The following is a 23465-nucleotide window of genomic DNA, read 5'->3' on the forward strand; positions in this document are numbered from 1 at the left end:
AAAAAAGGGTAGAATAGTTTTTGCGTTATGCTGATGAATACTTCCCCCGCGCCGTTTGGCCATCATTAGAGCAGAATGACGACTATGCGTACTGTGTTGAACGTTCTTAATTTCGTATTGGGTGTTTTTTTCACCACGCTTGGCTGGCTGATTGCCACCTTCTTCAGCGTCGTGCTGATTTTCACCCTACCATTGACCCGCTCCTGCTGGGAAATTACCAAAATCTCCTTGCTGCCATTTGGCAACGAAGCGATCCATGTCGATGAATTATACCCAGAGAAAAGCAATGCCCTGCTGGCTGCCGGCGGTTCTTTACTGAATATCGTCTGGCTGGTCCTGTTCGGCTGGTGGCTGTGCCTGTCACATATTATTGCGGGTATCGCCCAGTGCATCACCATTATTGGTATTCCGGTAGGCATCGCCAATTTCAAGATAGCCGCTATCGCCCTGTGGCCAGTCGGCCGCCGCGTCGTTCCGGTTGAGGTGGCCCAGCAGGCACGGATCGAGAACGCCCGCCGCCGCTTTTAATCGCGTTAACTTTTCTCCCATTTAGGAGCTTGTCGTGCTCTCTTTAGCACCCAAAATTCGACGTTATACCTATAACAGCAACCTGCTTTATAACCTGCGTATTTTTATCGCGCTGGCTGGAGCCTCTGCGGTACCGTGGTGGTTGGGCGTCCCTAAACTGACCATTCCGTTAACGCTGGGTGTCGTTGCCGCCGCGCTAGCGGATCTGGACGACCGGCTGGCAGGAAGATTGCGAAATCTGCTCATTACGCTAGTTTGCTTTTTTGTGGCCTCGACATCGATTGAGCTGTTGTTTCCTTACCCCTGGCTGTTTGCCCTTGGGCTGACGACCTCAACCTGCGGCTTTATCCTGCTTGGGGCTTTAGGGCAGCGTTACGCCACTATCGCCTTCGGTGCCTTGCTGATCGCCGTTTACACCATGCTTGGCACCTCCATGTACGACGCCTGGTACCAGCAACCGGTTCTGTTGATTATCGGTGCCATTTGGTACAATTTGCTGACGCTGATCGGCCATCTGCTATTCCCTATCAAGCCCCTGCAGGAAAACCTGGCCCGCTGCTATGAGCAGTTGGCCAACTACCTGGACGCCAAGGCCAACCTGTTCGATCCAGATGCCGAATCGGACGCCGACCTGCCATGGGTAGACGTGGCGATGGCCAACAGCACGCTGGTCACCACGCTTAACCAGACCAAGGCTTCACTGCTGACCCGCTTGAAAGGCGACCGTGGCCAGCGCGGCACCCGCAGAACGCTGCACTACTATTTTGTCGCTCAGGATATCCATGAACGCGCCAGTTCTTCTCACGTACAGTATCAGGCGCTAAGCCAACAGTTCCGGCACAGCGATATTCTGTTTCGGTTTCAGCGGCTGCTGGCCAAACAGGCCCGTGCCTGCCAGCAACTGGCGCAGTCGATACTGCTACGGCAGAAATATCTACATAGCCCGCGTTTTGAGCCCGCTTTTTCGCGCCTGGAAGAGGCGCTGACCCGGATTACCATTACCCCAGAAAATCGCGAACTGACCAAAGCGCTATCTCATCTGCTGAAGAATTTACGGGCAATTGACGCCCAGTTGGCCAATATCGAGTCTGAGCAGTCCTTGGCGAGTGGCCAGACCGAGGAAAACAACCTGTCAGACGACCGGCTCACCGGTTGGAGCGATATTCGCCTGCGTATCAGCCGCCACCTGACACCTCAATCCGCCCTATTCCGCCACGCCATCCGGATGTCCGTGGTGTTGTGCCTGGGCTATGCGTTTATTCAATTGACCGGGATGCAGCACGGTTATTGGATCCTGTTGACCAGCCTGTTTGTCTGCCAGCCCAACTACAACGCCACCCGCAGGCGCTTAGCGTTAAGGATCATCGGCACTCTGGCTGGCATTTTGATCGGGCTGCCGATCCTCTATTTTGTGCCCTCGCTGGAAGGGCAGTTGATCCTGATCGTGATCTCGGGGGTATTGTTCTTCGCCTTCCGAACCGTGCAATATGCCCACGCCACGATGTTTATCACCCTGTTAGTTTTGCTATGCTTTAACCTGCTGGGCGAAGGGTTCGAAGTAGCGGCCCCGCGCGTCTACGATACCCTGCTGGGTTGTGCCATCGCCTGGGCAGCGGTAAGTTTTATCTGGCCAGACTGGAAGTTCCGTCAGTTACCGGCCATGGTACGTAAGACACTGAATGCCGACTGCCGTTATCTGGATGCCATTCTGGTGCAGTACCATCAGGGCAAGGATAACGGCCTGCCTTATCGTATTGCCCGCCGCGATGCCCATAATAGCGATGCCGAATTGGCGTCGGTGATCTCTAATATGTCTGCCGACCCGAAAGCCGATAAAACCATTCAGGAAGCGGCATTCCGCCTGCTGTGCCTTAACCATACCTTGTTGAGCTATATTTCCGCCCTGGGTGCCCATCGTGAGCGTCTGGAAAGTGCCGCCGTGCTGGACTTGCTCAACGATGCGGTTTGCTATGTTGATGGTGCATTACATCACGACGCTCACGATCGTCAGCGTATCATGCAGGCACTGGAAGCCCTCTCCGAGCGTATTACTGCGCTGGTTCCGGAGCCGGAAAGCAAAGAACAGCTGGTGTTGCAGCAAATTGGCCTGGTGCTCGAATTGCTACCAGAGCTGACGGCACTTAATACACAAATTACTCAAGCCGGTTGATAGTTCAAGGATGTGGGCCGCAGGCGCGGTCTTCTGACTTCGCCTCAAAGGAGGGAAAGAGCGCGTTGTTTTCGAACCATTCGGTCAACGCCTCCCTTTGTAGATTAGGCAAGGCGGCATGATGGTAGCCCGCCATGGCACCTGCCAGTGACATCAGCACTTTCATGCCCAGATTTTTTTGCTGTTGCAGCAGCTTCAGATAGCTGTCCCTGGCCCCCAACAGGCGAAAATCATAAATATTGCATATGCCTGCTCGCCACAGCTGGCGCTCTAATGAAGCATCAATATTCGGTAAATCTTTCAATCTGCCATTGCAGCGTTTTTTTACCTTTATCTCTTTACGCGTCTCACAGAGAGCCTGCCAGGCAAGCGCACACAGTTCGCGACGTTGCCGCCACAGTTCCTCATTCACCCGGTAATAGCGCATGACCATGGGGACCCCGCGCTTTAAATAGGTCATATTCACCATGCCACGCTCACGGAACGCGGTTTCCAGGCTTTCCGTTGCACGCAAATACAGCTCACCTTCGGTAATGACCGCAAACATTGTGCCGTCCGCCAGCAGGCCATAGCCGCCAAACTGCGAGCGTATGGCAATATTTCCCAGGGCGGCAAAGCAGGACTTTGCCTGTTCGATCCTCCTTAACGATCCTCCATTCATTTAACTCTCCTTATATGAAGCCATAGCCATCAGGCAGGTTTTGGTTGGAATAAACGTAACTGGAACAACTAATTAAAAAAAATACGCATTATCCCTAGTCGTGCCAATCATAAATTCAAGACGTACAATAAATAATCTCAATTATGCGAAGCGTTACGAAAATTTGGGTTGATCTTCTGTTTCGATGGCTATACTGTATATACATACAGTAACACTACGGGCGGGAGACGACATGCGTACTCAATCACTTTATCAACCTCATTTTAGCCAATCCTCAATGCCGGCAAAGCAAGCGGCTATCCCTGCGCAAGAGGGCAACGAAAATGGCCTAATCAGTGAGCTTGTTTACAATGAGCGGCAACCCGCCGTAGCCCAGTTATTGGTGCCTTTGTTGCAGCAGTTGGGCAAGCAATCACGCTGGTTACTGTGGTTGACCCCGCAGCAGAAGCTGAGCAAAACCTGGCTGCAACAGGCCAGCCTGCCGGTTGAAAAGGTCGTACAGCTTAATCAGATCAATCCACTGGCTACCGTAGACGCCATGGAGAAGGCTTTACTGACAGGAAATTACAGTGTAGTGCTAGGCTGGTTACCAGAATTGACACAAGAGGATCGTCTAAGGCTGAGTCGCGCGGCAGAATTGGGCAACGCCTATGGCTTCATTATGCGACCCCAACGTGACATCGTTGCTGCCGACAGACACTGTTCAACCTTAAAAATTCACTCTTCTTTGTATCATTAAGTAAATTTAGGACTTTTCCCATCACTTTTATCGCTTGGTCTGGCAATCGCAGGCAGATCGGGCGAAAAGCGAGGTTGGCTGCGGTTCGGCGCTAGCTTCCATGTTAAAAAAAGACTCGTTTTGCACCCCGATATGTTAGAGGATATGTCTAATTCCATGTTTTTTTTTAGAGCTTTATCACATCACACTTGTAACTTTCGCGCCACGTTGTAGACTTTACATCGCCAAGGTTGCTCTATAACGCCAGAAAAACTGGCAGAGTAACAAACGAGGGCTCAAACCTTGGCGAAGGAATTTAAACCAAGGGCTTAAAGCAGCTTTAAAGCTCATTGCCTATTTGGATGATAACGAGGCGCAAAATGAAAAAGACAGCTATCGCATTAGCAGTGGCACTGGCAGGTTTCGCTACAGTAGCGCAAGCCGCACCAAAAGACGACACTTGGTACACTGGTGCTAAACTGGGTTGGTCCCAGTTCCATGACACCGGTTTCTACGGTAACGGTTACACCGTTGATAACGACGCACGTAAAGACCAGATTGGTGCTGGTGCGTTCGTTGGCTATCAGGCAAACCAATACCTGGGCTTCGAAATGGGCTACGACTGGTTAGGTCGTATGAAATATACCGGCGCTAACACCGGTTCTTTCAAAGCTCAAGGCGTTCAACTGGCAGCTAAACTGAGCTACCCAATCGTTGACGATCTGGACATCTACACCCGTCTGGGCGGCATGGTATGGCGTGCAGACAGTGATGGTGCTGGCTCTAACGGTGGCAACCATGACACTGGCGTTTCTCCATTGGCAGCAGTGGGTGTTGAATACGCACTGAACCGTGACTGGGCTACCCGCCTGGACTACCAGTGGGTTAACAACATCGGTGATGCCGGTACCGTTGGCGCACGTCCAGACAACGGCATGCTGAGCGTAGGTGTTTCCTACCGCTTTGGCCAGGAAGTTGCTGCTCCAGTAGTAGCTCCAGCTCCAGCCCCAGCTCCAGTTGTTGAGACCAAGAAGTTCACTCTGACTTCTGACGTTCTGTTCGCGTTCAACAAAGCGACCCTGAAGCCAGAAGGCCAACAGGCTCTGGATCAGCTGTACACCCAACTGAGCTCACTGGATCCGAAAGACGGTTCTGTTGTCGTTCTGGGCTTCACTGATGCAGTAGGTTCAGCAGAATACAACCTGCGCCTGTCTGAGCAACGTGCACAAAGCGTTGTGGATTACCTCGTGTCTAAAGGTATCCCTTCAGACAAGATCTCTGCACGTGGCATGGGTAAAGCTAACCCAGTTACCGGTGACTCTTGTGGCTACCGTTCAGGCCGCGCAACTGCAGCTCAGATCGCATGTCTGGCTCCAGATCGTCGCGTAGAGATCGAAGTTAAAGGCATCAAAGAAGTTGTTTCTCAGCCTCAGGGCTAAGTCAGCGCTTCTTAGTAAAAAACCCCGCATTGCGGGGTTTTTTTTGGCCTAAACATTGGGTAATGCTATTTATCATCCTTACCCAGGATCGCCTGTAGATCCTGTTTCAGCGATGACATTTGGGTGGCATACTTCTCTTTGCGCTCGGCATCTTCGATCAGCTGTACGACGGTTTCCGACAGGGTGACGCCACGGCGATGCGCCAGCGCAGCCAAACGTTGCCAGACCAGGAACTCCAGATCGATCGATTTCTTGCGCGTATGCTGATGTTCTGAGTTAAAATGACGCTTACGCCGGGCGCGGATGGTTTGTTTCATCCGGTTATCCAGCGTCGGATTCATGTGCTCATCGATCCACGCCAGCACTTTGACCGGTTCATTTTCCAGCTTCAGCAGTTGGTCAATGACCTCCTGAGCAAGGCTGTTTTCAATGTAGCGGGTGATCGCTTCACCTTCCCGGTGCTTTTTCACCAGGTACTTCCATTTCCAACCGCTCTCCAGATTTTCCAGTTGCTGATATTTCATCATGAACTCTGCTGTGACCGTGTAACTTTAATAAGCATAACAGCTTTAGCCAACTTTTCCTCGGCAATTACCCGCCGTTTTTGACTGTTTTTTGCACTGTCATCGAGCAATGTCAAACTCCGATGCTCAACAACGACTCTGGAGGTATCAAGCTGGCGTTATTCTTGTATAATCGCGCTTTCCCTTTTTGACGATTGCATCTAACACTTTGACCAATAACCGACTTGAATGGCAATCTCTGTTGCCTGCTGCTACGCCTTATCAGGCGATTTTCGATTCCGCTGCTCAATTGGCACCCGTGGCCTTTTCTGCAATCCAGCCCCGTTTGGAGAATGCGCTGACGCTGTTTTTGCATCCGCTGTCTCTGCCACGTTTTATGCTGTTGAAAGCACAGGAAACACGTGAGTATCTGGCGTTGATCGCCCGAGCGGCAGAAGAGTTGCAACCGCAGAATACCGTTAAAGGCAGTCACTACGTGATTGAAGGCAACACCGTCAGCATTAAAAATGCCATGCGCGGCGATGAACCTTTTGCCGCCGGCGGTGCTTGCGTATACCAGGAATGGGTTGAGCCAGAACAGTTATTTGGCTGCGTCAGAATACATAATGGTGCGATCACCTTGCAGCCGGGCCTGGTCCATCAGGCTAACGGCGGCGTGCTGATCCTGTCGGCGCGTGCCCTATTGGCACAGCCGCTATTGTGGCTGCGTCTCAAGCAGATGATTACCCAGCGCCAGTTCCAGTGGCTGACGCCAGATGAAACCCGGCCGCTACCGCTCTCCATCCCCCCTATGCCGCTGGAGTTACGCCTGATTGTGGTGGGCGATCGCCATGGCCTGGCTGATTTCCATGATATGGAGCCTGAAGTCTGCGGGCAGGCCGTCTACGGTGAATATGAAGACGATCTGCAGCTCACCGAGCCAGACGATATGGTGCAATGGTGTGGCTATATCAATAGCGTGGTCGCCGAGCAGCAATTACCACCGCTGGCAGCCGACGCCTGGCAGCCTCTGATGGTCCAGGCGGTGCGCCATACCGGTGACCAGGGTAACCTACCACTATCACCACTGTGGGTCAGCCAGCAGCTTTCTGAGGCCGCTCTGTATGCAGAAGATGCGCAGATCACCGCTAAAGCGTTAGAAGCGGCGCTGAATGCCCGCGAATGGCGTGAAAGCTATCTGGCAGAACGCATGCAGGACGAGATTGAGCTGGGCCAGATCATGATCGAAACCGAAGGTGAGGTGATTGGTCAGATTAACGGCCTGTCGGTGCTGGATTATCCAGGGCATCCGCGCAGCTTTGGCGAACCTTCGCGCATCAGTTGTGTGGTCCACCTGGGCGATGGCGAATTCACCGATGTGGAGCGCAAGGCCGAGCTTGGGGGCAATCTGCATGCTAAAGGCATGATGATCATGCAGGCTTTCCTGATCTCCGAACTGGATCTCGATCAGCAACTGCCCTTCTCCGCCTCAATCGTCTTTGAGCAATCCTACGGTGAAGTTGACGGGGACAGCGCCTCACTGGCCGAACTCTGTGCCCTGATCAGCGCATTGTCACAGCAGCCGATCACCCAGCAAATCGCCGTGACCGGTTCGGTTGACCAGTTTGGTAATGTGCAACCGATCGGCGGCGCAAACGAAAAGATCGAAGGTTTCTTCGAGGTTTGTCTACGCCGTGGCCTGACGGGCAAACAGGGCGTGATCCTGCCAGCCAGCAACGTACGGCACCTTTGCCTGCGCCCAGACGTCGTCGAAGCGGTGCGTGAAGGGCAATTCCATCTATGGGCGGTAGATAGCGTTGCGGAAGCCTTGCCGTTATTGACCGGCTATCCGTTCGCCGATGAGCAGCAACCTAGCCTACTGGCCGCCATCCAGGAGCGGATTGCACAGGCCATGTTGCCAGAACGGCGTCCGTTGCCGTGGCCATTGCGCTGGCTTAACTGGTTCAGCCGTGGCTGATCGGACTTGTTCAGCGTACACGTGTAAGTTAAGCTGCGTCCTTCATCAAAAAAAGGTTTACTGAGAACATGGTAGATAAACGCGAATCCTATACGAAACAAGATCTCGAAGCATCGGGCCGTGGCGAACTGTTTGGCGCCGGTGGCCCACCGTTGCCATCAGGCAACATGTTAATGATGGACCGCGTGGTCAAGATGACCGAAGACGGTGGTAGCCACAATAAAGGCTACGTAGAAGCTGAGCTCGATATCAATCCGGATCTGTGGTTCTTCGATTGTCACTTTATTGGCGATCCGGTCATGCCAGGCTGCCTGGGTCTGGATGCCATGTGGCAGTTGGTAGGGTTCTACCTCGGCTGGATGGGCGGCGAAGGCAAAGGCCGTGCGCTGGGCGTCGGCGAAGTGAAGTTCACCGGCCAGGTACTGCCAACCGCCAAAAAGGTCACCTACCGCATCAACTTCAAACGCGTGATCATCCGCAAGCTGATTATGGGCGTGGCTGATGGCGAAGTGCTGTGCGATGGCAAAGTGATCTATACCGCCAGCGATCTGAAAGTGGGCCTGTTCAAGGACGCTGCGGCGTTCTAACGCCTTACGGCGGCCTCTCTCGGTCGCCGTTTATTTCCCCTTTGTTATTATTGTTCTGGTCGTTTAATCACCATCCAGTGACTACAATAAATGTATTAACCAAGAGGGCAGCATGAAAAAAACCAATTTTGCAACGACCCCCTGCCCAATCGCCCGTTCGTTGGGGCGCGTGGGGGAATGGTGGAGCATCCTGATCCTGCGCGATGCCTTTCATGGCCTGAGCAAATTTGACGAGTTTCAGCAAAGCCTGGGGCTATCACCCACGCTGCTGACCCGCAGGCTTAAATTTCTGGTGGAAAGCGGCATTCTGTATAAGCAACGCTACCAGACTCGCCCGGTACGCTACCAATATCTGCTCACTGAGCGCGGCAAAGATTTCTTCCCGGTGTTGGTGACGTTGTTCCAGTGGGGCAATACTCATCTGACTGAAGGGGCACACAGCGCGGAGCTGGTTGATCGACGCAGCGGTCAGCCAATACAGCCTCTATTAATCAATGCGCTAACCCAGCAGCCTATCGCCCTACAGCACATCACGTTGGCGGCAGGCCCTGCGGCCGGAGAGGCCATGTCACGCCGTGCTTCTCTGATGCAGCATCACTACGCCTTACTTAATGAATCATCCAAGGAGTCACTATGAGCAGTCGTCGTATAGTTATCACCGGCATGGGGGCCGTCTCTCCTTTGGGTTGCGGCGTAGAGCCGATCTGGCAACGCCTGTTGGCGGGTCAGTCAGGGATCAGCCCGCTGCCCGAAGAGATGGTGGCAGATTTGCAGGTCAAGATCGGCGGCCAGGTACCCACGCTGGAGCAGGATGCCGCTGCCGGTTTTGATCCAGACCTGAGCGTGGCGCCGAAAGATCAAAAGAAAATGGACCGCTTTATTCTGCTGGCGATGGTCGCCGCTGACGAAGCCATCAAGCAGGCTGGCTGGAACGCCGATAGTGAGGAAAAACAGGAGCGGACGGCCACCGTGATCGCCTCTGGTATTGGTGGCTTCCCCGCTATCGCCCACGCGGTGCGCACCACGGATAGCCGTGGGCCGAAGCGCCTCTCTCCTTTCACCATTCCCTCCTTTTTGGTTAACCTGGCCGCGGGCCATGTCTCCATCAAGCATCAATTCAAAGGGCCGATTGGCGCACCGGTTACCGCCTGTGCGGCAGGCGTGCAGGCCATTGGCGATGCGGTGCGGATGATCCGTAACGATGAAGCCGATATCGCCTTATGCGGCGGAACGGAAGCCGCTATCGATACCGTTAGCCTGGGGGGCTTTGCCGCTGCCCGAGCCATGTCAACCACGCCAGCGGATGCCGCAACCAAAGCGTCACGCCCGTTTGACAGCGCCCGCGACGGCTTTGTGATGGGGGAAGGTGCCGGGATGTTGGTGATCGAGACGTTGGAACATGCGTTGGCACGCGGTGCCAAGCCGTTAGCTGAGATTGTCGGTTACGGCACCAGTGCGGATGCCTACCATATGACTTCCGGGGCCGAAGATGGCGATGGCGCCTATCGGGCGATGAAGATTGCGCTGAAACAGGCTGGCGTCACGCCAGATCAGGTTCAGCATCTGAATGCACACGCCACCTCAACCCCGGTTGGCGATCTGGGTGAAATCAACGCCATCAAACACCTGTTCGGCACCGATGGGCATATCGCTATCACCTCCACCAAATCGGCCACTGGCCATCTGCTGGGAGCCGCAGGCGGCCTGGAAACCATTTTCACCGCTCTGGCGCTGCGCGATCAAATCGCTCCGGCCACCCTGAATCTGGATAATCCAGACCCTGCCGCCGCCGGTCTGCATCTGGTGGCCAATAAGGCGGAACCGATGGCAATGACCTATGCCCTGTCGAACGGATTTGGTTTTGGGGGAGTCAACGCGAGTATTTTGCTGAAACGCTGGCAGGAATAATTTTACGCTTAAAACGAAAACCTCCGCTTGTTTGGCGGAGGTCGTTCCTTAATTCATGACAGAGAGCCGCTTAAGCGGTCACAGCCCTGTCCTCCATGGCTTTTCGCCACCCTCCCAGCCAGTTAGCCCGGGCATCTAAAGATTGGTAGGGACAAAGTTCCCTCGAACGCCCTGCAATACCTGCTTGGTAACCGCGTGATTCAGCCCGCTCCAGACGATCTCTTTTCTGTCTCTTCATGCCTCGTTTCCCTCGTTGTTACTCTGTGGAAAGAAAACAATGGCCGCACGAAATACAGCCACATTTAAGGAATAGCCCTAAATGGCGAGAAGATCAACGTTCAAATTTCATACCGTTGTCATATTTGTGAGCTATGCACGGCGCATAAGCTAAGTGGCTGATATTGCTGAGTCGCATTTAATTGCTTGATAATAAGCTAAAAAAATCCCGGTAAGGCTTTTTCTTTGCCTCACCGGGATGGCTTTAGACCGAATTATTACAAGCTATGATTAAAGGCGAGCTGCCTGTGCGGCAATCTCCTGCGCTTCCTGCAACCAGCCTTGGGCCAAGGTGCGGACCAAGGCGTCATAGCCATCTTCACCCTGTTTCAATTCCAGGTTGAATGGCCGCTTGATCAGCCTGCCCTGATGGCTCAGCACCCATTCACCACGAACGATCGCTTTACCATCGTAGCGGCCATGGAAGCCGCTGATGGTGACGTTAAGCACATCCTGATCGCTGCTCATCGGCTGTGATGACACCACCCAACCCGGCAAGGCGCTGCCCAGGTTGGTCACCAACGTCTGTTGCAGTTGCTGATCCAACGGGCTGGCCCACAGGTTGTTTTGCCCAATCACAAACTGCACGTCGTTGGTCTGGTAGACCACCCCACTCTGCGCCAGGAAATCCGCCACGCTGACGTGCTCCAACCACAGCTGGCGTGACGCCTGGGTGCCAGTCACCTGAGCCGGGGTTCCCAACGCCGGTAACTGATAGTAAGTCTTGTTGGGCGTACTGCTACAGGCGCTCAGCAACAGCGCCAGAACTACCGGGATCCATTTTTTCATTTTTTGGCCTTCTTCGGCTGAGGGTCATTACTGCCCGCGGCTTCAAATACCAGGGCGTTGCTCTTATCGTTCAGGGTACGCAGCACCGGTTGCAGCTCACGCAGTACCTGATCGAGACGTTGCATATCACCGACCATCTTGTTGTAGGCAGGCGATCCTGGCTGGAACCCTTTCATGCTGCGATTGAGTTCTTGCAGGGTTTTCTGCATATCTTCCGGCAATGCCTTCATCTCTTTACTGCCGATGATGTCATTGAGCGACTGCAGGGTTTTCTGCGTTTCTTTCATGGCCTTCTGGCTTTCGGCCAGCGTTTTGGTCGCTTCGTTGATCATTGGATTGATCGGCATCGAATTGATCTTGTCCAGAGTCTGTACCAGCTTCTGCTGGATCTGAGCCAGGCCACTGCCGGTAGTTGGCAACAGCGGATAACCGAACAGCTCACGCGGCCCCTTCCACGGCTTCTCATTTGGATAGAAGTCCAGATCGATATATAACGCTCCGGTCAGCAGGTTAGCGGACTTCAGCGAGGCGCGTATGCCCCGTGCTTCTGCATCTTTCAAATGCTGTACTACATCGAACCCCTTGCCTACCTCTTGGTTAAAGCGCTCTGGCTCAATACGGATCAGCACCGGTATGCGATAGTCATTATCCAGTTGCTGGCGCATACCTTCTTTGTAGAACGGCACTTGCCCCACGGTACCCAGGCGAATACCACGGAACTCGACTGGCGCCCCCGGCTGCAAGCCACGGACCGATTCGGAGAAGAACACCAGATAATCGGTATGCTCGGTATAAAGAGAATCCTGAATATTGCGCTGGTTATCGAACAGGGCAAACTCGGCCTTTTCTTTCACCGCAGGGCCTCGCTCCCAACCTTCTGGCACGTCAAAGCTCACGCCACCGCTAAACAGCGTCGCCAAGGATCCCATTTCCACACGCATCCCCTGTGCGGACATATCGAAGGCAACGCCGCTGTCTTTCCAGAACCGGACGTTGGTAGTGATCAACTGATCGTAAGGCGCGGTAATAAACAGCTGATAGCGCATGGAACGCAGCTTGGGATCGAAATAGCTGGTTTCCACCGAGCCAACGCGATAGCCACGGAACAACACCGGATCGCCAGCGTTCAACTGACCGGACTTGTCACTGTCCAGTATGACGCGCAACCCTTTAGCGTCTGGAGAGGCCAGCGGCGGAGCATCCAGCAGCTGATAATCCGCTTTCCCTACATTGCCCTTGTTGCCCGGTTGCAATTCAATGTAGGCACCGGAGAACAAGGTCCCCAGCCCGGAGACGCCTTCACGGCCAATCTGCGGTTTCACCACCCAGAAGGCCGAATCGTCACGCAGCAGCTTTTCCATGCCGGAATTCAGGCGAGCCTGCACCAACACTTTACTCAGGTCTTCGCTCAGGGTGACGCTTTCAACCGTACCGACATCCACACTGCGGCTTTTGATCTTGGTTTTTCCCGCTTCCAACCCTTCAGCGGAGGTCGTGACCAACGTCACTTGCGGCCCTTGATGGCTGAAGTGATAAAACAGGATCCACGCACCGATCAACGCGGTGACAATGGGAATGATCCACACCGGCGACCAGCGCTTGATCTTCTCAACATCCGCGACGCCATGATTACTTTCCGTCACCTTGCGGCTCCTTTTTTATTGTTTCATTTGCGCGATCCCAGGTTAAACGGGGATCAAACGCCATAGCAGCAAACATGGTGAGAATGACCACCATGGCGAACAGTAGCGCCCCAATGTCTGGATAAATACTCATCAACTGTCCCATACGTACCAACGCCGAAAGCACGGCGATCACAAACACGTCGATCATTGACCAACGGCCAACAAACTCCACCACTTCATAAATCAGATGCATACGCTCGCTATCGGCATTGGCCTTGCCTTTGCCATTGGCATCCAGGCATAGCCAGCCAATCGCCAACATCTTGAGCGAGGGCACCATAATACTGGCAATAAAAATCACCATCGCCACCGGATAGGACCCTTCTCCCCATAGCAGCACCACCCCGGCCATGACCGTTGATGGCATTTTGTTGCCCAACGCCTCGGTGATCATAATCGGCATCAGCATCGCCGGAATATACAATATGATCGAGGTGACCAATAATGCCATCGTCCATTGCAGGCTGTGGCGGCGGCGTACATAGCCCACCGTGTGACAACGCGGGCATTTGGACTGCTGGGCGGGCAGGATGGCCGTACAGCAGGAGCAGGAACGAACGCCTTGCCGCAGGCCGGTACGCCCAACCTGCAGCGGTTGTTCAATCAACGGGGCCGGTTCAATATCCTGCCACAACCAGCGACGATCGACGCATTGGAAGGCTCGCACTTGCAGTAAGCAAAACAGACAGTAAGGGATGAAACTGGAGCCAATGCCAATATCACCATAGGCCATCAGCTTGACGAAGCTGACCAGCACGCCAGCCAGAAAGATCTCGACCATGCACCAGGTCTTCAACTGGAACAGCACCTTGGCCATCCAGATCTTCCATTGTCGTGGCAGCCGCACCCTGGCACACAACAGAATAATCGCCAACATGCAAAACGCCGGGATCAGTTGCACAAACACCATAAACAGGGTGGCCATGCTGGCATAGTCTTCTGCCACCATCACCTGAGGAATTTGGATCAGTTTGATTTCATTGCCCAGACCGGCAACGCGCATATTGATAAACGGGAAGATATTGGCTAACACCAGCATGAATAACGCGCTGAGGGCAAAACCAATCGGTTGTTTGCGCGGTTCCGCCCAGCGGGCGCTGAGTGTCGTTTTACAACGGGGACAAACGGCCTTAGAGCCTGATTGCAAAGGCGGCAACGCCACCAGCATATCGCATTGTGGGCACAGTATCAGGTTATCCTGTTGAGGCTCGCCATGCATCGCATGACTCTGCTGCTTATGACTTTCGTGGGAACACACCATTATCCTCCTTAACCGTGTCGCTCATCGGTACAGCCTGGGTTGCCCACAGCAGCAGCGTGCGGGCAACCCTGTTTCCAATCAGCCGTTTTTCATTGCTTCCAGCTCTTCCCACCGGGCAAAGGCTTGTTCCAGTGCCTGCTCCGCAGTGGCAAGATCGGCCAGAACCTGCTGGGTTTCGCTGTGCGGGCGTGAGAAGAACCCTGCGTCACTCACCTGTGCCTGCAAGGCTGCAATATTCACTTCCAGCTGTTCAAGGCGCTGTGGCAACTGCTCCAGTTCGCGCAGCAGGTTATAACTCAGTTTGGCTGCTGATTTCTTGGGCTGCTCGGTTTTTTTCTCCACCGCAACCTTGGTTTGGCTGGTGGCTACCGTGCGGATCGGCTTGGCGGTGGCACGTTGATGGTGTGCATCGTAGTAGCCCCCGACGTAAGTGTCGATCACGCCATTGCCTTCGAAAATCCAGCATTCGGTGACGGAGTTGTCAACAAACTGACGATCGTGGCTTACCAGCAATACGGTGCCCTGATAGCTATCGATCATCTCTTCCAACAGTTCCAGCGTTTCGACGTCCAGATCGTTGGTGGGTTCATCGAGGATCAGTAAATTACTCGGCTTAAGGAATAATTTAGCCAGCAGTAGGCGGTTACGCTCCCCGCCCGACAACGCTTTGACCGGCGTCATTGCCCGTTTAGGGTGGAACAGGAAGTCCTGCAGATAGCCCAGCACATGGCGCGAACGGCCATTGACCATCACTTCCTGCTTACCTTCCGCCAGGTTATCCATCACGGTACGTTCTGGATCCAGCTCGGCGCGGTGCTGGTCAAAGTAAGCCACTTCCAGCTTGGTGCCACAGTGCACTCGCCCGCTGTCGGCTTTCAGTTGACCGAGCATCAATTTCAGCAAGGTGGTTTTACCACAGCCGTTTGGCCCCACCAGTGCGATTTTGTCACCGCGCTGCACCTGGGCGCTGAAGCCCCGGACCAGCACTTTGTCGGCGACCTGATAATTGACATCTTCCATTTCGAACACAATCTTGCCAGAACGCACGGCCTCTTCCACCTGCATCTTGGCGGTGCCCATCACTTCACGACGCTGTGAACGCTCGTTACGTAACGCTTTCAGAGCGCGCACCCGGCCTTCGTTACGCGTGCGGCGTGCCTTGATGCCCTGACGGATCCAAACTTCTTCCTGCGCCAGTTTGCGGTCAAATTCGGCGTTCTGCAGTTCTTCGACCCGCAGCGCTTCTTCTTTGCTTTCCAGGTACAGCTCGTAGTTGCCCGGCCATGACACCAGCTTGCCGCGATCGAGATCGACAATGCGCGTGGCCATATTGCGGATAAACGAACGGTCGTGCGAGATGAAGACGATGCTGCCCTGGAACTCTTTCAGGAACCCTTCCAGCCAGTCGATAGTGGTGATATCCAGGTGGTTGGTAGGTTCATCAAGCAGCAACACGCGCGGTGAACTGACCAACGCCCGGCCCAGTGCCGCTTTGCGCAGCCAACCACCGGACAGGGAGGACAGCTCCGCATCGCCGTTCAGCCCCAGTTGCAACAGGACTTCACTGATACGGCTGTCTAGCTGCCACAGACCCTGATGATCGAGGATCTCCATAACCTGCGCCATACGCGTCAGGTTCTTTTCGCTCGGATCTAGCTCCACCTGATGTGAGATAGCGTGATACGCCTTCAGGTGTTCCGCTTGCTCGGCCACGCCTTCGGCCACAAAGTCGAACACCGTGCCGCCGATATTGCGCGGAGGATCTTGCTGCAAACGCGCCACAATCAGATCCTGCTCGTAAATGATGCGCCCATCGTCCAAGGGGATCTCTTTACCGAGGATCTTCAGCAGGGTCGATTTACCGGCCCCGTTGCGCCCAACCAGGCAGACGCGTTCATTGTCTTCGATATGAATTTCGGTGTTGTCTAACAAAGGTGCATCGCTGAAAGAGAGCCAGGCACCGGACATGCTGATTAACGACATAGTAATTATTTTCCTTCGCCGGCGTGGGTGACCAGCCAGCAGTTGTGGATCTGACGGTTACGGGCAAAGTCTTCTGACTGTGTCTTGGCGGTAATTTCTTTCGCCTCCAGACCCAGTGCGTTCAGACCTGCCAGATCCATCTGGAAACCGCGTTTGTTGTTGGAGAACATAATGGTCCCGTTACGGCGCAGTATCCGTTGTAAATCTTTCATCAGCGCCAGATGGTCGCGCTGTACGTCAAAGGTGTTCTCCATCCGCTTGGAGTTGGAGAACGTCGGCGGATCGATAAAGATCACATCGAACTGTTCGTCGGCATTGTGCAGCCAGGACAGGCAATCTGCCTGGATCAAGCGGTGCTGTCTACCGGTCAGGCCGTTAACCCGCAGGTTCTTCTCCGCCCATTCCAGATAGGTACGCGACATATCCACCGTGGTGGTGCTACGTGCGCCGCCCAACCCGGCATGTACGCTTGCGGTGCCGGTGTAGGCAAACAGGTTGAGGAAGTCTTTGCCTTTGCTCATCTCACCCAGCATACGGCGAGCGATGCGGTGATCGAGGAATAACCCGGTATCGAGATAATCCGTCAGGTTGACCCACAGCTTGGCATTGAACTCTTCTACCAGCAGGAACTCACCCTTCTGCGCCAGCTTCTCATACTGATTTTTGCCCTTCTGACGTTCGCGGGTTTTCAGGATCAGCTGATTCGAAGGCAGCTCTAACACCGCTAACGTGGCGTTAATCACGTCAAACAGGCGCTGGCGGGCTTTCTGCGCGTCGATGGTTTTCGGCGGCGCGTATTCCTGCACCACCACCTTACTGCCATAGCGATCCACCGCCACGTTATAGTCAGGCAGATCGGCATCATACAGGCGATAGCACTCAATCCCCTGCTGCTTCGCCCATTTGTCCAATTTCTTCAGATTCTTGCGCAGACGGTTGGCAAAGTCTTCTGCCACCTGCACACCACCAGCCCCTTGCGGGTTTTCTGCCAGCTGGTAGTTTTTCTGTACGCAGTCCAGCGGGCCGTTTTTCGCCTTGAACTGGCGCTCGGCGCGCAGTTGCAGGCAACTGAGCAATTCCGGTGAAGCGCTGAACAACGAAAGCTGCCAGCCACCAAAGTGGCTTTTCATAATGCGCCCTAACATATTGTGCAGCGCAATCAGTGCCGGTTCGCTCTCAAGGCGTTCACCATATGGCGGGTTGCTGACCACTGTACCTACAGGGCCTTCCGGCAGTGGGTTGGTCAGTTTGCTGACGTCATTAACGTTAAAGGTGATCAATTCGGCCACGCCAGCGCGGCGGGCATTACCCTTCGCCATTTCGATGACGCGACGATCGATATCGGAACCGAAGAAGCGTGACGGGGTTTCTTGCAGGCCACGTTTCGCACGCACCTGCGCTTCGGTGTTCACTTCACGCCACAGTTCGGCATTGTGACCGTTCCAGGCGGTAAAGCCCCAATGTTGGCGATGCAGGCCAGGCGCGCGATCGGAGGCGATCATCGCCGCTTCGATCAACAGCGTGCCAGAGCCGCACATCGGATCCAGCATCGGCGCCCCTGGTTGCCAGCCGGAACGTTGGACAATCGCCGCCGCCAGGTTTTCCTTCAACGGAGCCTGGCCGGTAAGATCGCGATAGCCGCGCTGGTGCAAACCTTCACCGCTCAGATCGAGCGCTACGCTGGCCATATCACGCTGCAGGAAAACGTTCACGCGAATGTCCGGCTGCTGTTTCTCTACCATTGGCCGATCGTTAAGCTTGCGGGTAAAGCTGTCCACAATGGCGTCTTTGACCTTCAACGCACCATATTGGCTATTGCGGATCTCTTCATTGAGGCCGCTGAAGTGCACGGCAAAGGTTTTATCCAGGCCAAATATCGATGGCCAGTCAATGGCCTGCACACCGAGGTACAGATCCAAATCGCTGTGCACGCGAAATTCATTCAGCGGCAACAGAATACGCGAAGCCAGGCGGCTCCAGAGCAGGCTTTGGTACAGAAGACGATCGTCACCCTGAAAATGTACTCCCCCCTGCACCACTTTGCAGGAGTGAGCGCCAAGCCGCTCCAGTTCGCTTTTTAACAGTTCTTCCAGTCCACGCGCCGTGCTGGCAAACAGAGTGTTCATATCGTGCTTATCACCAAAAAGAAAATTGTTGCGCATTATAGCTAATCCAGACCGCTTGTCATAAAGTTGCTCCCTTCTATTTCATTTATCGCACGGAGGCAGGGGTGATCACGCTCTCCCGACTTTACGTTCATCCGGTCAAATCACTACGGGGTTTGCAGCTTTCTCACGCTCAGGTGGCCAGCAACGGCCTGGCTTTTGATCGCTCTTTCATGATCACCGAGCCAGACGGTACCTTCATCACCGCCCGCCAATACCCGCAGATGGTGCTGTTTACCCCGGCATTGCTGGCCGATGGCCTGTTTCTGACCGCACCGGACGGTGAAAGCGCGGCGATCCGCTTCGTTGACTTCGCCCCAGATGCGCAGCCGACCGAGGTGTGGGGCAACCATTTCACCGCATTGATCGCGCCGGTGGCCATCAACAGTTGGCTAAGCGGTTATTTTCAGCGCGAGGTCCAGCTGCGCTGGGTTGGGCCTGAATTAACCCGTAGGGTAAAGAAGCACCCGGAAATTCCACTCTCCTTTGCCGACGGTTACCCTTATCTGCTGATTAATGAAGCCTCGTTCCAGGATCTGCAGCAACGTTGCCCAAGCAGCATCAGGCTGGAGCAGTTCCGCCCGAACCTGGTGGTGACCGGCAGCCCGGCCTGGGCAGAAGATGGTTGGCAGGTGATCCGCGTCGGCGACGTGATGTTCGATCTGGTAAAACCCTGCAGCCGCTGCGTATTGACCACGGTCAGCGTCGAACGTGGCCGCAAACACCCGAGCGGCGAGCCGTTGAGTACGCTACAACAGTTCCGCACTGCCGATAATGGCGACGTCGACTTTGGCCAAAACATGATTGCCCGTAACAGCGGTATTATCCGCGTCGGCGATAGCGTTGAAGTGTTGTCAACCAAACCACCGCGGCCTTATGGGGCAGGCAAGGTCGTCGAAAGCCTGCAGGCACCGCAGGACAGCACCACCAGCGTGAGCATTGAGTATCAAGGAAAGGTGTTTGCCGGTAATAACCAGCAGATATTGTTAGAGCAGTTGGAGCAGCAAGGCATTCGCATTCCTTACTCCTGCCGGGCTGGCCTGTGCGGCAGTTGCAAGATAACGCTGGTGGAGGGCGAGGTTGCGCCGCTAAAGAAAAGCGCAGTGGCCGCCAACGGCGCCATCCTCTGTTGCAGCTGTATTCCTAAAAGCGATGTGAAGTTGATGTAGCGCTGATTACACTGCCCTGTCGTAAGCCGGGGCAGACTGTTCATCCGGGATGCAAAGTTTCAGACGATCGTGCATCACTTTGATCGCATCCCCCAGCACCATGGTTCGCCCAGCCAACACCAGCTGATTTTGTGCCAGTAAGCACAGGCTGGCATTATCCCCGGCTTCCACCACCAGCAGACGCGCATCGACACCGCTATCCATCACCTTCACCGCCGCCAACTCGCCATTTTTAGGGCGTAGCGGATAGTGTTGCTGAGCAAAATGCCAGCTCTTGGGCATCAGGGGTTTGAGAAAACGAAAGGCCACCAGCGCATTTAATACCAACTCGGCACGTTGTTCATGGCTGAGCTTTATCTGTTTGCACTGTTCTTCATAATCAAAATAAAGCGCCGCATCATCGACGCAGAATGCACATTCAGCGAAGGCGTCCGGGGTTAGCATTTTTGCCGGAAAGCGTGAACGGAAGATCATACCATTGGCTAAATCGAGCATCAGTCGATCGTGCTCAGCGTCAAAATACCAACGCCAATTGTCATCAGGTTTTATCTTCATTGCTTATCCTTCTCACCACATGCCAACGCAGTATTACGCAAAGGGCGATTTTATCACCAGAAAGGTTGCTTAAACATCGGATAATTCCGCTACCGAACAAAATATAGACGAGCCGGGGGCAGAAATAAACCCCCGGTCGAAAATGAAAGGCAAAATATTAGATATGGGTAACGATATCTTTAATCAAACGCGGTCCGTGGAAGATAAAACCGGAATAAATTTGTACCAAAGTTGCCCCGGCCTCCATTTTTTCCCGCGCCGCCGTAAGGGAATCAATTCCGCCAACGCCGATAATCGGCAAGCGCCCTTGCAACTCCTGCGACAAACGGCGGATCACTTCGGTGCTGCGTAACTGTACCGGACGGCCACTTAATCCCCCAGCCTGATCGCTGTAATTCAACCCCTGAACCAGTTTACGATCGAGAGTGGTATTGGTGGCAATGACCCCATCTATATTATGACGCACTAAACTGTCCGCTATTTGGATCAGTTCTTCTTCTGAAAGATCCGGCGCGATCTTTACCGCAACCGGCACATATTTGTGATGGCGAGCCTGCAATTGAGCCTGCTTATTTTTTATCGCCGCTAGCAGATCGTCCAGCGCTTCACCATACTGTAAGGATCGTAATCCCGGGGTATTGGGTGATGAGATATTAATCGCGATATACCCCGCATACGGATAAACCTTATCCATACAGATCAGATAATCGTCTTTGCCTTGCTCGACCGGCGTGTCTTTATTCTTGCCGATATTGATCCCCAGCACGCCGCCAAAATGGGATTTTTTAACGTTTTCAACCAGATTGTCTACGCCGTGGTTATTGAACCCCATGCGGTTGATAAGCCCTTCGGCCGGGACCAGGCGGAACAGACGCGGTTTATCATTGCCCGCTTGCGGACGCGGCGTAACGGTACCGACCTCAACAAAGCCAAAGCCCATCGCGCCAAAGGCATCAATGCACTCGCCGTCTTTATCCAGACCGGCGGCCAAACCTAATGGGTTGCTAAAAGAGAGCCCCATGCAGCTCACCGGCTTGCTCGGCACCGACTGACGGATAAGAAACTCTAGTGGGGTGCCGGTAATACGGCGCAGTTGACTGAAGGTCAATTCGTGTGCGCGCTCGGGATCGAGCTGGAACAAGGCTTTCCTGACGATGGGGTAGTACATGTACTCTCCTGATTTCCCGGTGATATCCTGCTGACTTGAGGTCGCAAGTCAATCGCTGTGCCTGATGGGGATACAGGTGTTGCGGTTATTTAGCGACAACCTCAAGTCAGCAGGATAGGCCTGTCGACCGGGGGCGTATTATCCGGTATCCCCTCGCCAATTGGAATTGATTAAAGGCAAAAAAAGCGCGTTTAGCGCAATCGTTTCCCTTGTATGGCGCTACTTCCCGGCTTTTCCCCATTTACGCATATCAAAATCAAAAAATGAGATTTAAACATCACCCCCTTTTGCTGTTAGCTTTAAAACACTTTACGAACATTAATTTAACATTGATAACTTTTTGATATAAGGAGTGGCGATGCGCGTTATCTCTCTGGCCGGTAGTCCAAGAACCCCCTCACGCTCGGCGGCGCTGTTACAACTGAGCCAACGCTGGCTACAACAGCAGCAGGTGGAAGTGATCCCCTATACCCTGCACGATTTTCAGGCGGAAGACCTGCTGCGCGCCAATTTTAACAGCCCTGATATTAAAGCCTTCGCCGCGCAACTGGCCGCTGCGGATGGTCTGTTGATCGCCACGCCGGTTTATAAGGCATCGTTTTCTGGCGCGCTGAAAACCTTACTCGATCTGCTTCCTGAACGCGCGCTGGAACACAAAGTGGTTTTACCACTGGCCACCGGCGGCTCCATCGGCCACATGCTGGCGGTGGACTATGCCTTGAAGCCTGTGTTGACGGCGCTGAAAGCGCAGGAAGTGCTGCACGGCGTGTTTGCCGATGACGGCCAGATAGTGCTTAACGGTGAACAGACTCAGCTGTCCGATGGGGTGGCCGCACGCCTGAACGAAGCGTTGGACAGTTTTTATCTGGCGCTCAGCCGCCGTAAACCGCCGGTGCCAAACACCGCCGCCTCTCTGTTAACCCGGCAAACTGCCTAACCGCCTAAGGAAATCATTATGCCACTCTCTTTCCGCCGTTGGCTTAACACCGGTGCGCTGGCCGCCATCATGGCGCTGGCGCTGACCAATACCGCTGTCGCACAAGATAACGCGCCTGCTCAGTTTCGTATTGGCTATCAAAAAGGCTCGGTGAGTCTGGTGTTGGCCAAAACCCACCAGTTGCTGGAACAACGCTTTCCTGCCACCAACATCAGTTGGATTGAATTCCCGGCGGGCCCGCAGATGCTTGAGGCGCTGAACGTCGGCAGCATCGATCTGGGCAGCACCGGCGATATCCCGCCAATCTTTGCCCAAGCCGCCGGGGCCGACCTGCTGTACGTCGGCGTAGAGCCGCCAAAACCCAAGGCGGAAGTGATCCTGGTGCCGGAAAATAGCCCGATCCACAGCGTCGCCGAGTTAAAAGGCCACAAAGTAGCCTTCCAGAAAGGCTCCAGCTCACACAACCTGCTACTGCGGGCACTGCAAAGGGACGGCCTGAAGTTTACCGATATCCAACCGGTTTATCTGACGCCCGCCGATGCCAGAGCGGCCTTCCAACAGGGCAACGTCGATGCCTGGGTGATCTGGGATCCCTACTATTCTGCCGCGTTGCTGCAAGGCGGAGTGCGGGTATTGACCGATGGCAGCGAACTGAACCAGACCGGCTCCTTCTACCTGGCTGCTCGCCCTTATACCGAAGCCAACGGTCCGTTCATCCAGCAGGTGCTGGCGGTGCTGACCCAGGCAGATGCGCTGACGCATAGCGATCGGGCGCAGAGCATTACCCTGCTGGCCAAGGCGATGGGCTTACCGGAGGCGGTGATTGCCAGCTATCTGGATCATCGCCCGCCAACGGCCATCAAACCCTTAGGGGACGCGACCATTGCTGCCCAGCAAAAAACCGCCGATCTCTTTTTCGCCAACCGGTTGGTGCCGGTGCAGGTCGATATTTCTCAACGCGTCTGGCATCCAGCCGCACAATAAT

At 54.3% G+C, this 23465-nt stretch carries 21 protein-coding genes; 11 read left to right on the plus strand and 10 right to left on the minus strand.

Going from position 1 to position 23465, the window contains the following annotated elements:
- The first annotated feature begins 84 nt into the window (after positions 1-84).
- Positions 85-528: a YccF domain-containing protein gene (locus ACX9GU_RS16930; RefSeq protein ID WP_473192301.1), complete on the plus strand. Its 444-nt coding sequence runs from the start codon at positions 85-87 to the stop codon at positions 526-528.
- A gap of 34 nt (positions 529-562) precedes the next feature.
- The gene (gene yccS / locus ACX9GU_RS16935) at positions 563-2698 is read left to right on the plus strand and encodes a YccS family putative transporter (protein WP_473192302.1); all 2136 of its coding nucleotides are present in this window, start codon (positions 563-565) and stop codon (positions 2696-2698) included.
- A gap of 4 nt (positions 2699-2702) precedes the next feature.
- Here the strand turns inward: yccS and ACX9GU_RS16940 are convergent, their stop codons facing one another.
- Positions 2703-3359, minus strand: a complete 657-nt coding sequence (locus ACX9GU_RS16940; protein WP_473192303.1) for a TfoX/Sxy family DNA transformation protein — start codon at positions 3357-3359, stop codon at positions 2703-2705.
- Between the two features lie 277 nt (positions 3360-3636).
- Between ACX9GU_RS16940 and sulA the strand changes: the two genes are divergently transcribed.
- Together sulA and ompA are read left to right on the plus strand one after the other, a co-directional pair.
- A complete protein-coding gene (gene sulA / locus ACX9GU_RS16945) occupies positions 3637-4098 on the plus strand; it encodes an SOS-induced cell division inhibitor SulA (RefSeq protein WP_473195204.1) in 462 nt (153 codons plus the stop codon).
- 359 nt (positions 4099-4457) lie between these two features.
- Positions 4458-5516 carry a porin OmpA gene (gene ompA / locus ACX9GU_RS16950; protein WP_473192304.1) on the plus strand — a complete coding sequence of 353 codons (1059 nt, stop codon included), beginning with the start codon at positions 4458-4460 and terminating at the stop codon, positions 5514-5516.
- A 65-nt stretch (positions 5517-5581) separates the two neighbouring features.
- Here ompA and matP read toward each other — a convergent pair whose 3' ends face one another.
- Complete coding sequence (gene matP, locus ACX9GU_RS16955) at positions 5582-6040, minus strand: macrodomain Ter protein MatP (protein WP_071680844.1); 459 nt, start codon at positions 6038-6040, stop codon at positions 5582-5584.
- A gap of 208 nt (positions 6041-6248) precedes the next feature.
- Here matP and ACX9GU_RS16960 point away from each other — a divergent pair, with 208 nt between their 5' ends.
- The 4 genes from ACX9GU_RS16960 to fabF all read left to right on the plus strand — a co-directional run bounded on the left by ACX9GU_RS16960 (position 6249) and on the right by fabF (position 10492).
- The gene (locus tag ACX9GU_RS16960) at positions 6249-7997 is read left to right on the plus strand and encodes an AAA family ATPase (protein WP_473192305.1); all 1749 of its coding nucleotides are present in this window, start codon (positions 6249-6251) and stop codon (positions 7995-7997) included.
- 68 nt (positions 7998-8065) lie between these two features.
- A complete protein-coding gene (gene fabA / locus ACX9GU_RS16965) occupies positions 8066-8584 on the plus strand; it encodes a bifunctional 3-hydroxydecanoyl-ACP dehydratase/trans-2-decenoyl-ACP isomerase (protein WP_024485665.1) in 519 nt (172 codons plus the stop codon).
- A 112-nt stretch (positions 8585-8696) separates the two neighbouring features.
- Positions 8697-9221, plus strand: coding sequence for a winged helix-turn-helix transcriptional regulator (locus ACX9GU_RS16970; protein WP_473192306.1), 525 nt, complete (start codon positions 8697-8699; stop codon positions 9219-9221).
- A complete protein-coding gene (gene fabF / locus ACX9GU_RS16975) occupies positions 9218-10492 on the plus strand; it encodes a beta-ketoacyl-ACP synthase II (protein WP_473192307.1) in 1275 nt (424 codons plus the stop codon). The genes ACX9GU_RS16970 and fabF overlap by 4 nt, the downstream gene beginning before the upstream one ends.
- 70 nt (positions 10493-10562) lie before the next feature.
- Here the strand turns inward: fabF and rmf are convergent, their stop codons facing one another.
- The 6 genes from rmf to rlmKL all read right to left on the minus strand — a co-directional run bounded on the left by rmf (position 10563) and on the right by rlmKL (position 18612).
- Positions 10563-10730: a ribosome modulation factor gene (rmf, locus tag ACX9GU_RS16980; protein WP_071680718.1), complete on the minus strand. Its 168-nt coding sequence runs from the start codon at positions 10728-10730 to the stop codon at positions 10563-10565.
- 269 nt (positions 10731-10999) lie between these two features.
- Positions 11000-11557, minus strand: a complete 558-nt coding sequence (gene pqiC, locus ACX9GU_RS16985) for a membrane integrity-associated transporter subunit PqiC (RefSeq protein ID WP_473192308.1) — start codon at positions 11555-11557, stop codon at positions 11000-11002.
- The gene (gene pqiB / locus ACX9GU_RS16990) at positions 11554-13200 is read right to left on the minus strand and encodes an intermembrane transport protein PqiB (protein ID WP_473192309.1); all 1647 of its coding nucleotides are present in this window, start codon (positions 13198-13200) and stop codon (positions 11554-11556) included. Before pqiB ends, pqiC begins: the two co-directional genes overlap by 4 nt.
- Complete coding sequence (gene pqiA, locus ACX9GU_RS16995) at positions 13187-14461, minus strand: membrane integrity-associated transporter subunit PqiA (RefSeq protein ID WP_473195205.1); 1275 nt, start codon at positions 14459-14461, stop codon at positions 13187-13189. The genes pqiB and pqiA overlap by 14 nt, the downstream gene beginning before the upstream one ends.
- 120 nt (positions 14462-14581) lie before the next feature.
- Positions 14582-16486: an ABC transporter ATP-binding protein gene (locus tag ACX9GU_RS17000; protein ID WP_473192310.1), complete on the minus strand. Its 1905-nt coding sequence runs from the start codon at positions 16484-16486 to the stop codon at positions 14582-14584.
- Between the two features lie 5 nt (positions 16487-16491).
- A complete protein-coding gene (gene rlmKL / locus ACX9GU_RS17005) occupies positions 16492-18612 on the minus strand; it encodes a bifunctional 23S rRNA (guanine(2069)-N(7))-methyltransferase RlmK/23S rRNA (guanine(2445)-N(2))-methyltransferase RlmL (protein ID WP_473195206.1) in 2121 nt (706 codons plus the stop codon).
- 104 nt (positions 18613-18716) lie between these two features.
- On the opposite strand from rlmKL, the gene ACX9GU_RS17010 reads away from it, so the two are divergent.
- Positions 18717-19820 carry a YcbX family protein gene (locus tag ACX9GU_RS17010; RefSeq protein ID WP_473192311.1) on the plus strand — a complete coding sequence of 368 codons (1104 nt, stop codon included), beginning with the start codon at positions 18717-18719 and terminating at the stop codon, positions 19818-19820.
- A gap of 6 nt (positions 19821-19826) precedes the next feature.
- Here the strand turns inward: ACX9GU_RS17010 and ACX9GU_RS17015 are convergent, their stop codons facing one another.
- Entirely contained in the window at positions 19827-20375 is a 549-nt protein-coding gene (locus ACX9GU_RS17015; RefSeq protein ID WP_473192312.1) for a cell division protein ZapC, read from the minus strand.
- A 157-nt stretch (positions 20376-20532) separates the two neighbouring features.
- Complete coding sequence (gene pyrD / locus ACX9GU_RS17020) at positions 20533-21543, minus strand: quinone-dependent dihydroorotate dehydrogenase (protein ID WP_473192313.1); 1011 nt, start codon at positions 21541-21543, stop codon at positions 20533-20535.
- A gap of 358 nt (positions 21544-21901) precedes the next feature.
- Here pyrD and ssuE point away from each other — a divergent pair, with 358 nt between their 5' ends.
- Both ssuE and ACX9GU_RS17030 read left to right on the plus strand, forming a co-directional pair.
- Positions 21902-22480, plus strand: coding sequence for an NADPH-dependent FMN reductase (gene ssuE / locus ACX9GU_RS17025; RefSeq protein ID WP_473192314.1), 579 nt, complete (start codon positions 21902-21904; stop codon positions 22478-22480).
- 18 nt (positions 22481-22498) lie between these two features.
- Entirely contained in the window at positions 22499-23464 is a 966-nt protein-coding gene (locus ACX9GU_RS17030) for an aliphatic sulfonate ABC transporter substrate-binding protein (RefSeq protein WP_473192315.1), read from the plus strand.
- The last annotated feature ends 1 nt before the right edge of the window (position 23465 follow it).

Source organism: Serratia sp. K1WW1 (assembly GCF_055790865.1).

What these genes read in the sequence shown, in the direction of transcription:
- fabA (WP_024485665.1), top strand. Translation starts at nt 8,066, where the DNA reads ATGGTAGATAAACGCGAATCCTATACGAAACAAGATCTCGAAGCATCG.
- ACX9GU_RS17000 (WP_473192310.1), bottom strand. Translation starts at nt 16,486, where the DNA reads ATGTCGTTAATCAGCATGTCCGGTGCCTGGCTCTCTTTCAGCGATGCA.
- rmf (WP_071680718.1), bottom strand. Translation starts at nt 10,730, where the DNA reads ATGAAGAGACAGAAAAGAGATCGTCTGGAGCGGGCTGAATCACGCGGT.
- ompA (WP_473192304.1), top strand. Translation starts at nt 4,458, where the DNA reads ATGAAAAAGACAGCTATCGCATTAGCAGTGGCACTGGCAGGTTTCGCT.
- pyrD (WP_473192313.1), bottom strand. Translation starts at nt 21,543, where the DNA reads ATGTACTACCCCATCGTCAGGAAAGCCTTGTTCCAGCTCGATCCCGAG.
- ACX9GU_RS16940 (WP_473192303.1), bottom strand. Translation starts at nt 3,359, where the DNA reads ATGAATGGAGGATCGTTAAGGAGGATCGAACAGGCAAAGTCCTGCTTT.
- ACX9GU_RS17030 (WP_473192315.1), top strand. Translation starts at nt 22,499, where the DNA reads ATGCCACTCTCTTTCCGCCGTTGGCTTAACACCGGTGCGCTGGCCGCC.
- rlmKL (WP_473195206.1), bottom strand. Translation starts at nt 18,612, where the DNA reads ATGAACACTCTGTTTGCCAGCACGGCGCGTGGACTGGAAGAACTGTTA.
- ACX9GU_RS17015 (WP_473192312.1), bottom strand. Translation starts at nt 20,375, where the DNA reads ATGAAGATAAAACCTGATGACAATTGGCGTTGGTATTTTGACGCTGAG.
- ACX9GU_RS16970 (WP_473192306.1), top strand. Translation starts at nt 8,697, where the DNA reads ATGAAAAAAACCAATTTTGCAACGACCCCCTGCCCAATCGCCCGTTCG.
- ACX9GU_RS16930 (WP_473192301.1), top strand. Translation starts at nt 85, where the DNA reads ATGCGTACTGTGTTGAACGTTCTTAATTTCGTATTGGGTGTTTTTTTC.
- fabF (WP_473192307.1), top strand. Translation starts at nt 9,218, where the DNA reads ATGAGCAGTCGTCGTATAGTTATCACCGGCATGGGGGCCGTCTCTCCT.
- ssuE (WP_473192314.1), top strand. Translation starts at nt 21,902, where the DNA reads ATGCGCGTTATCTCTCTGGCCGGTAGTCCAAGAACCCCCTCACGCTCG.
- sulA (WP_473195204.1), top strand. Translation starts at nt 3,637, where the DNA reads ATGCCGGCAAAGCAAGCGGCTATCCCTGCGCAAGAGGGCAACGAAAAT.
- pqiC (WP_473192308.1), bottom strand. Translation starts at nt 11,557, where the DNA reads ATGAAAAAATGGATCCCGGTAGTTCTGGCGCTGTTGCTGAGCGCCTGT.
- matP (WP_071680844.1), bottom strand. Translation starts at nt 6,040, where the DNA reads ATGAAATATCAGCAACTGGAAAATCTGGAGAGCGGTTGGAAATGGAAG.
- pqiA (WP_473195205.1), bottom strand. Translation starts at nt 14,461, where the DNA reads ATGCATGGCGAGCCTCAACAGGATAACCTGATACTGTGCCCACAATGC.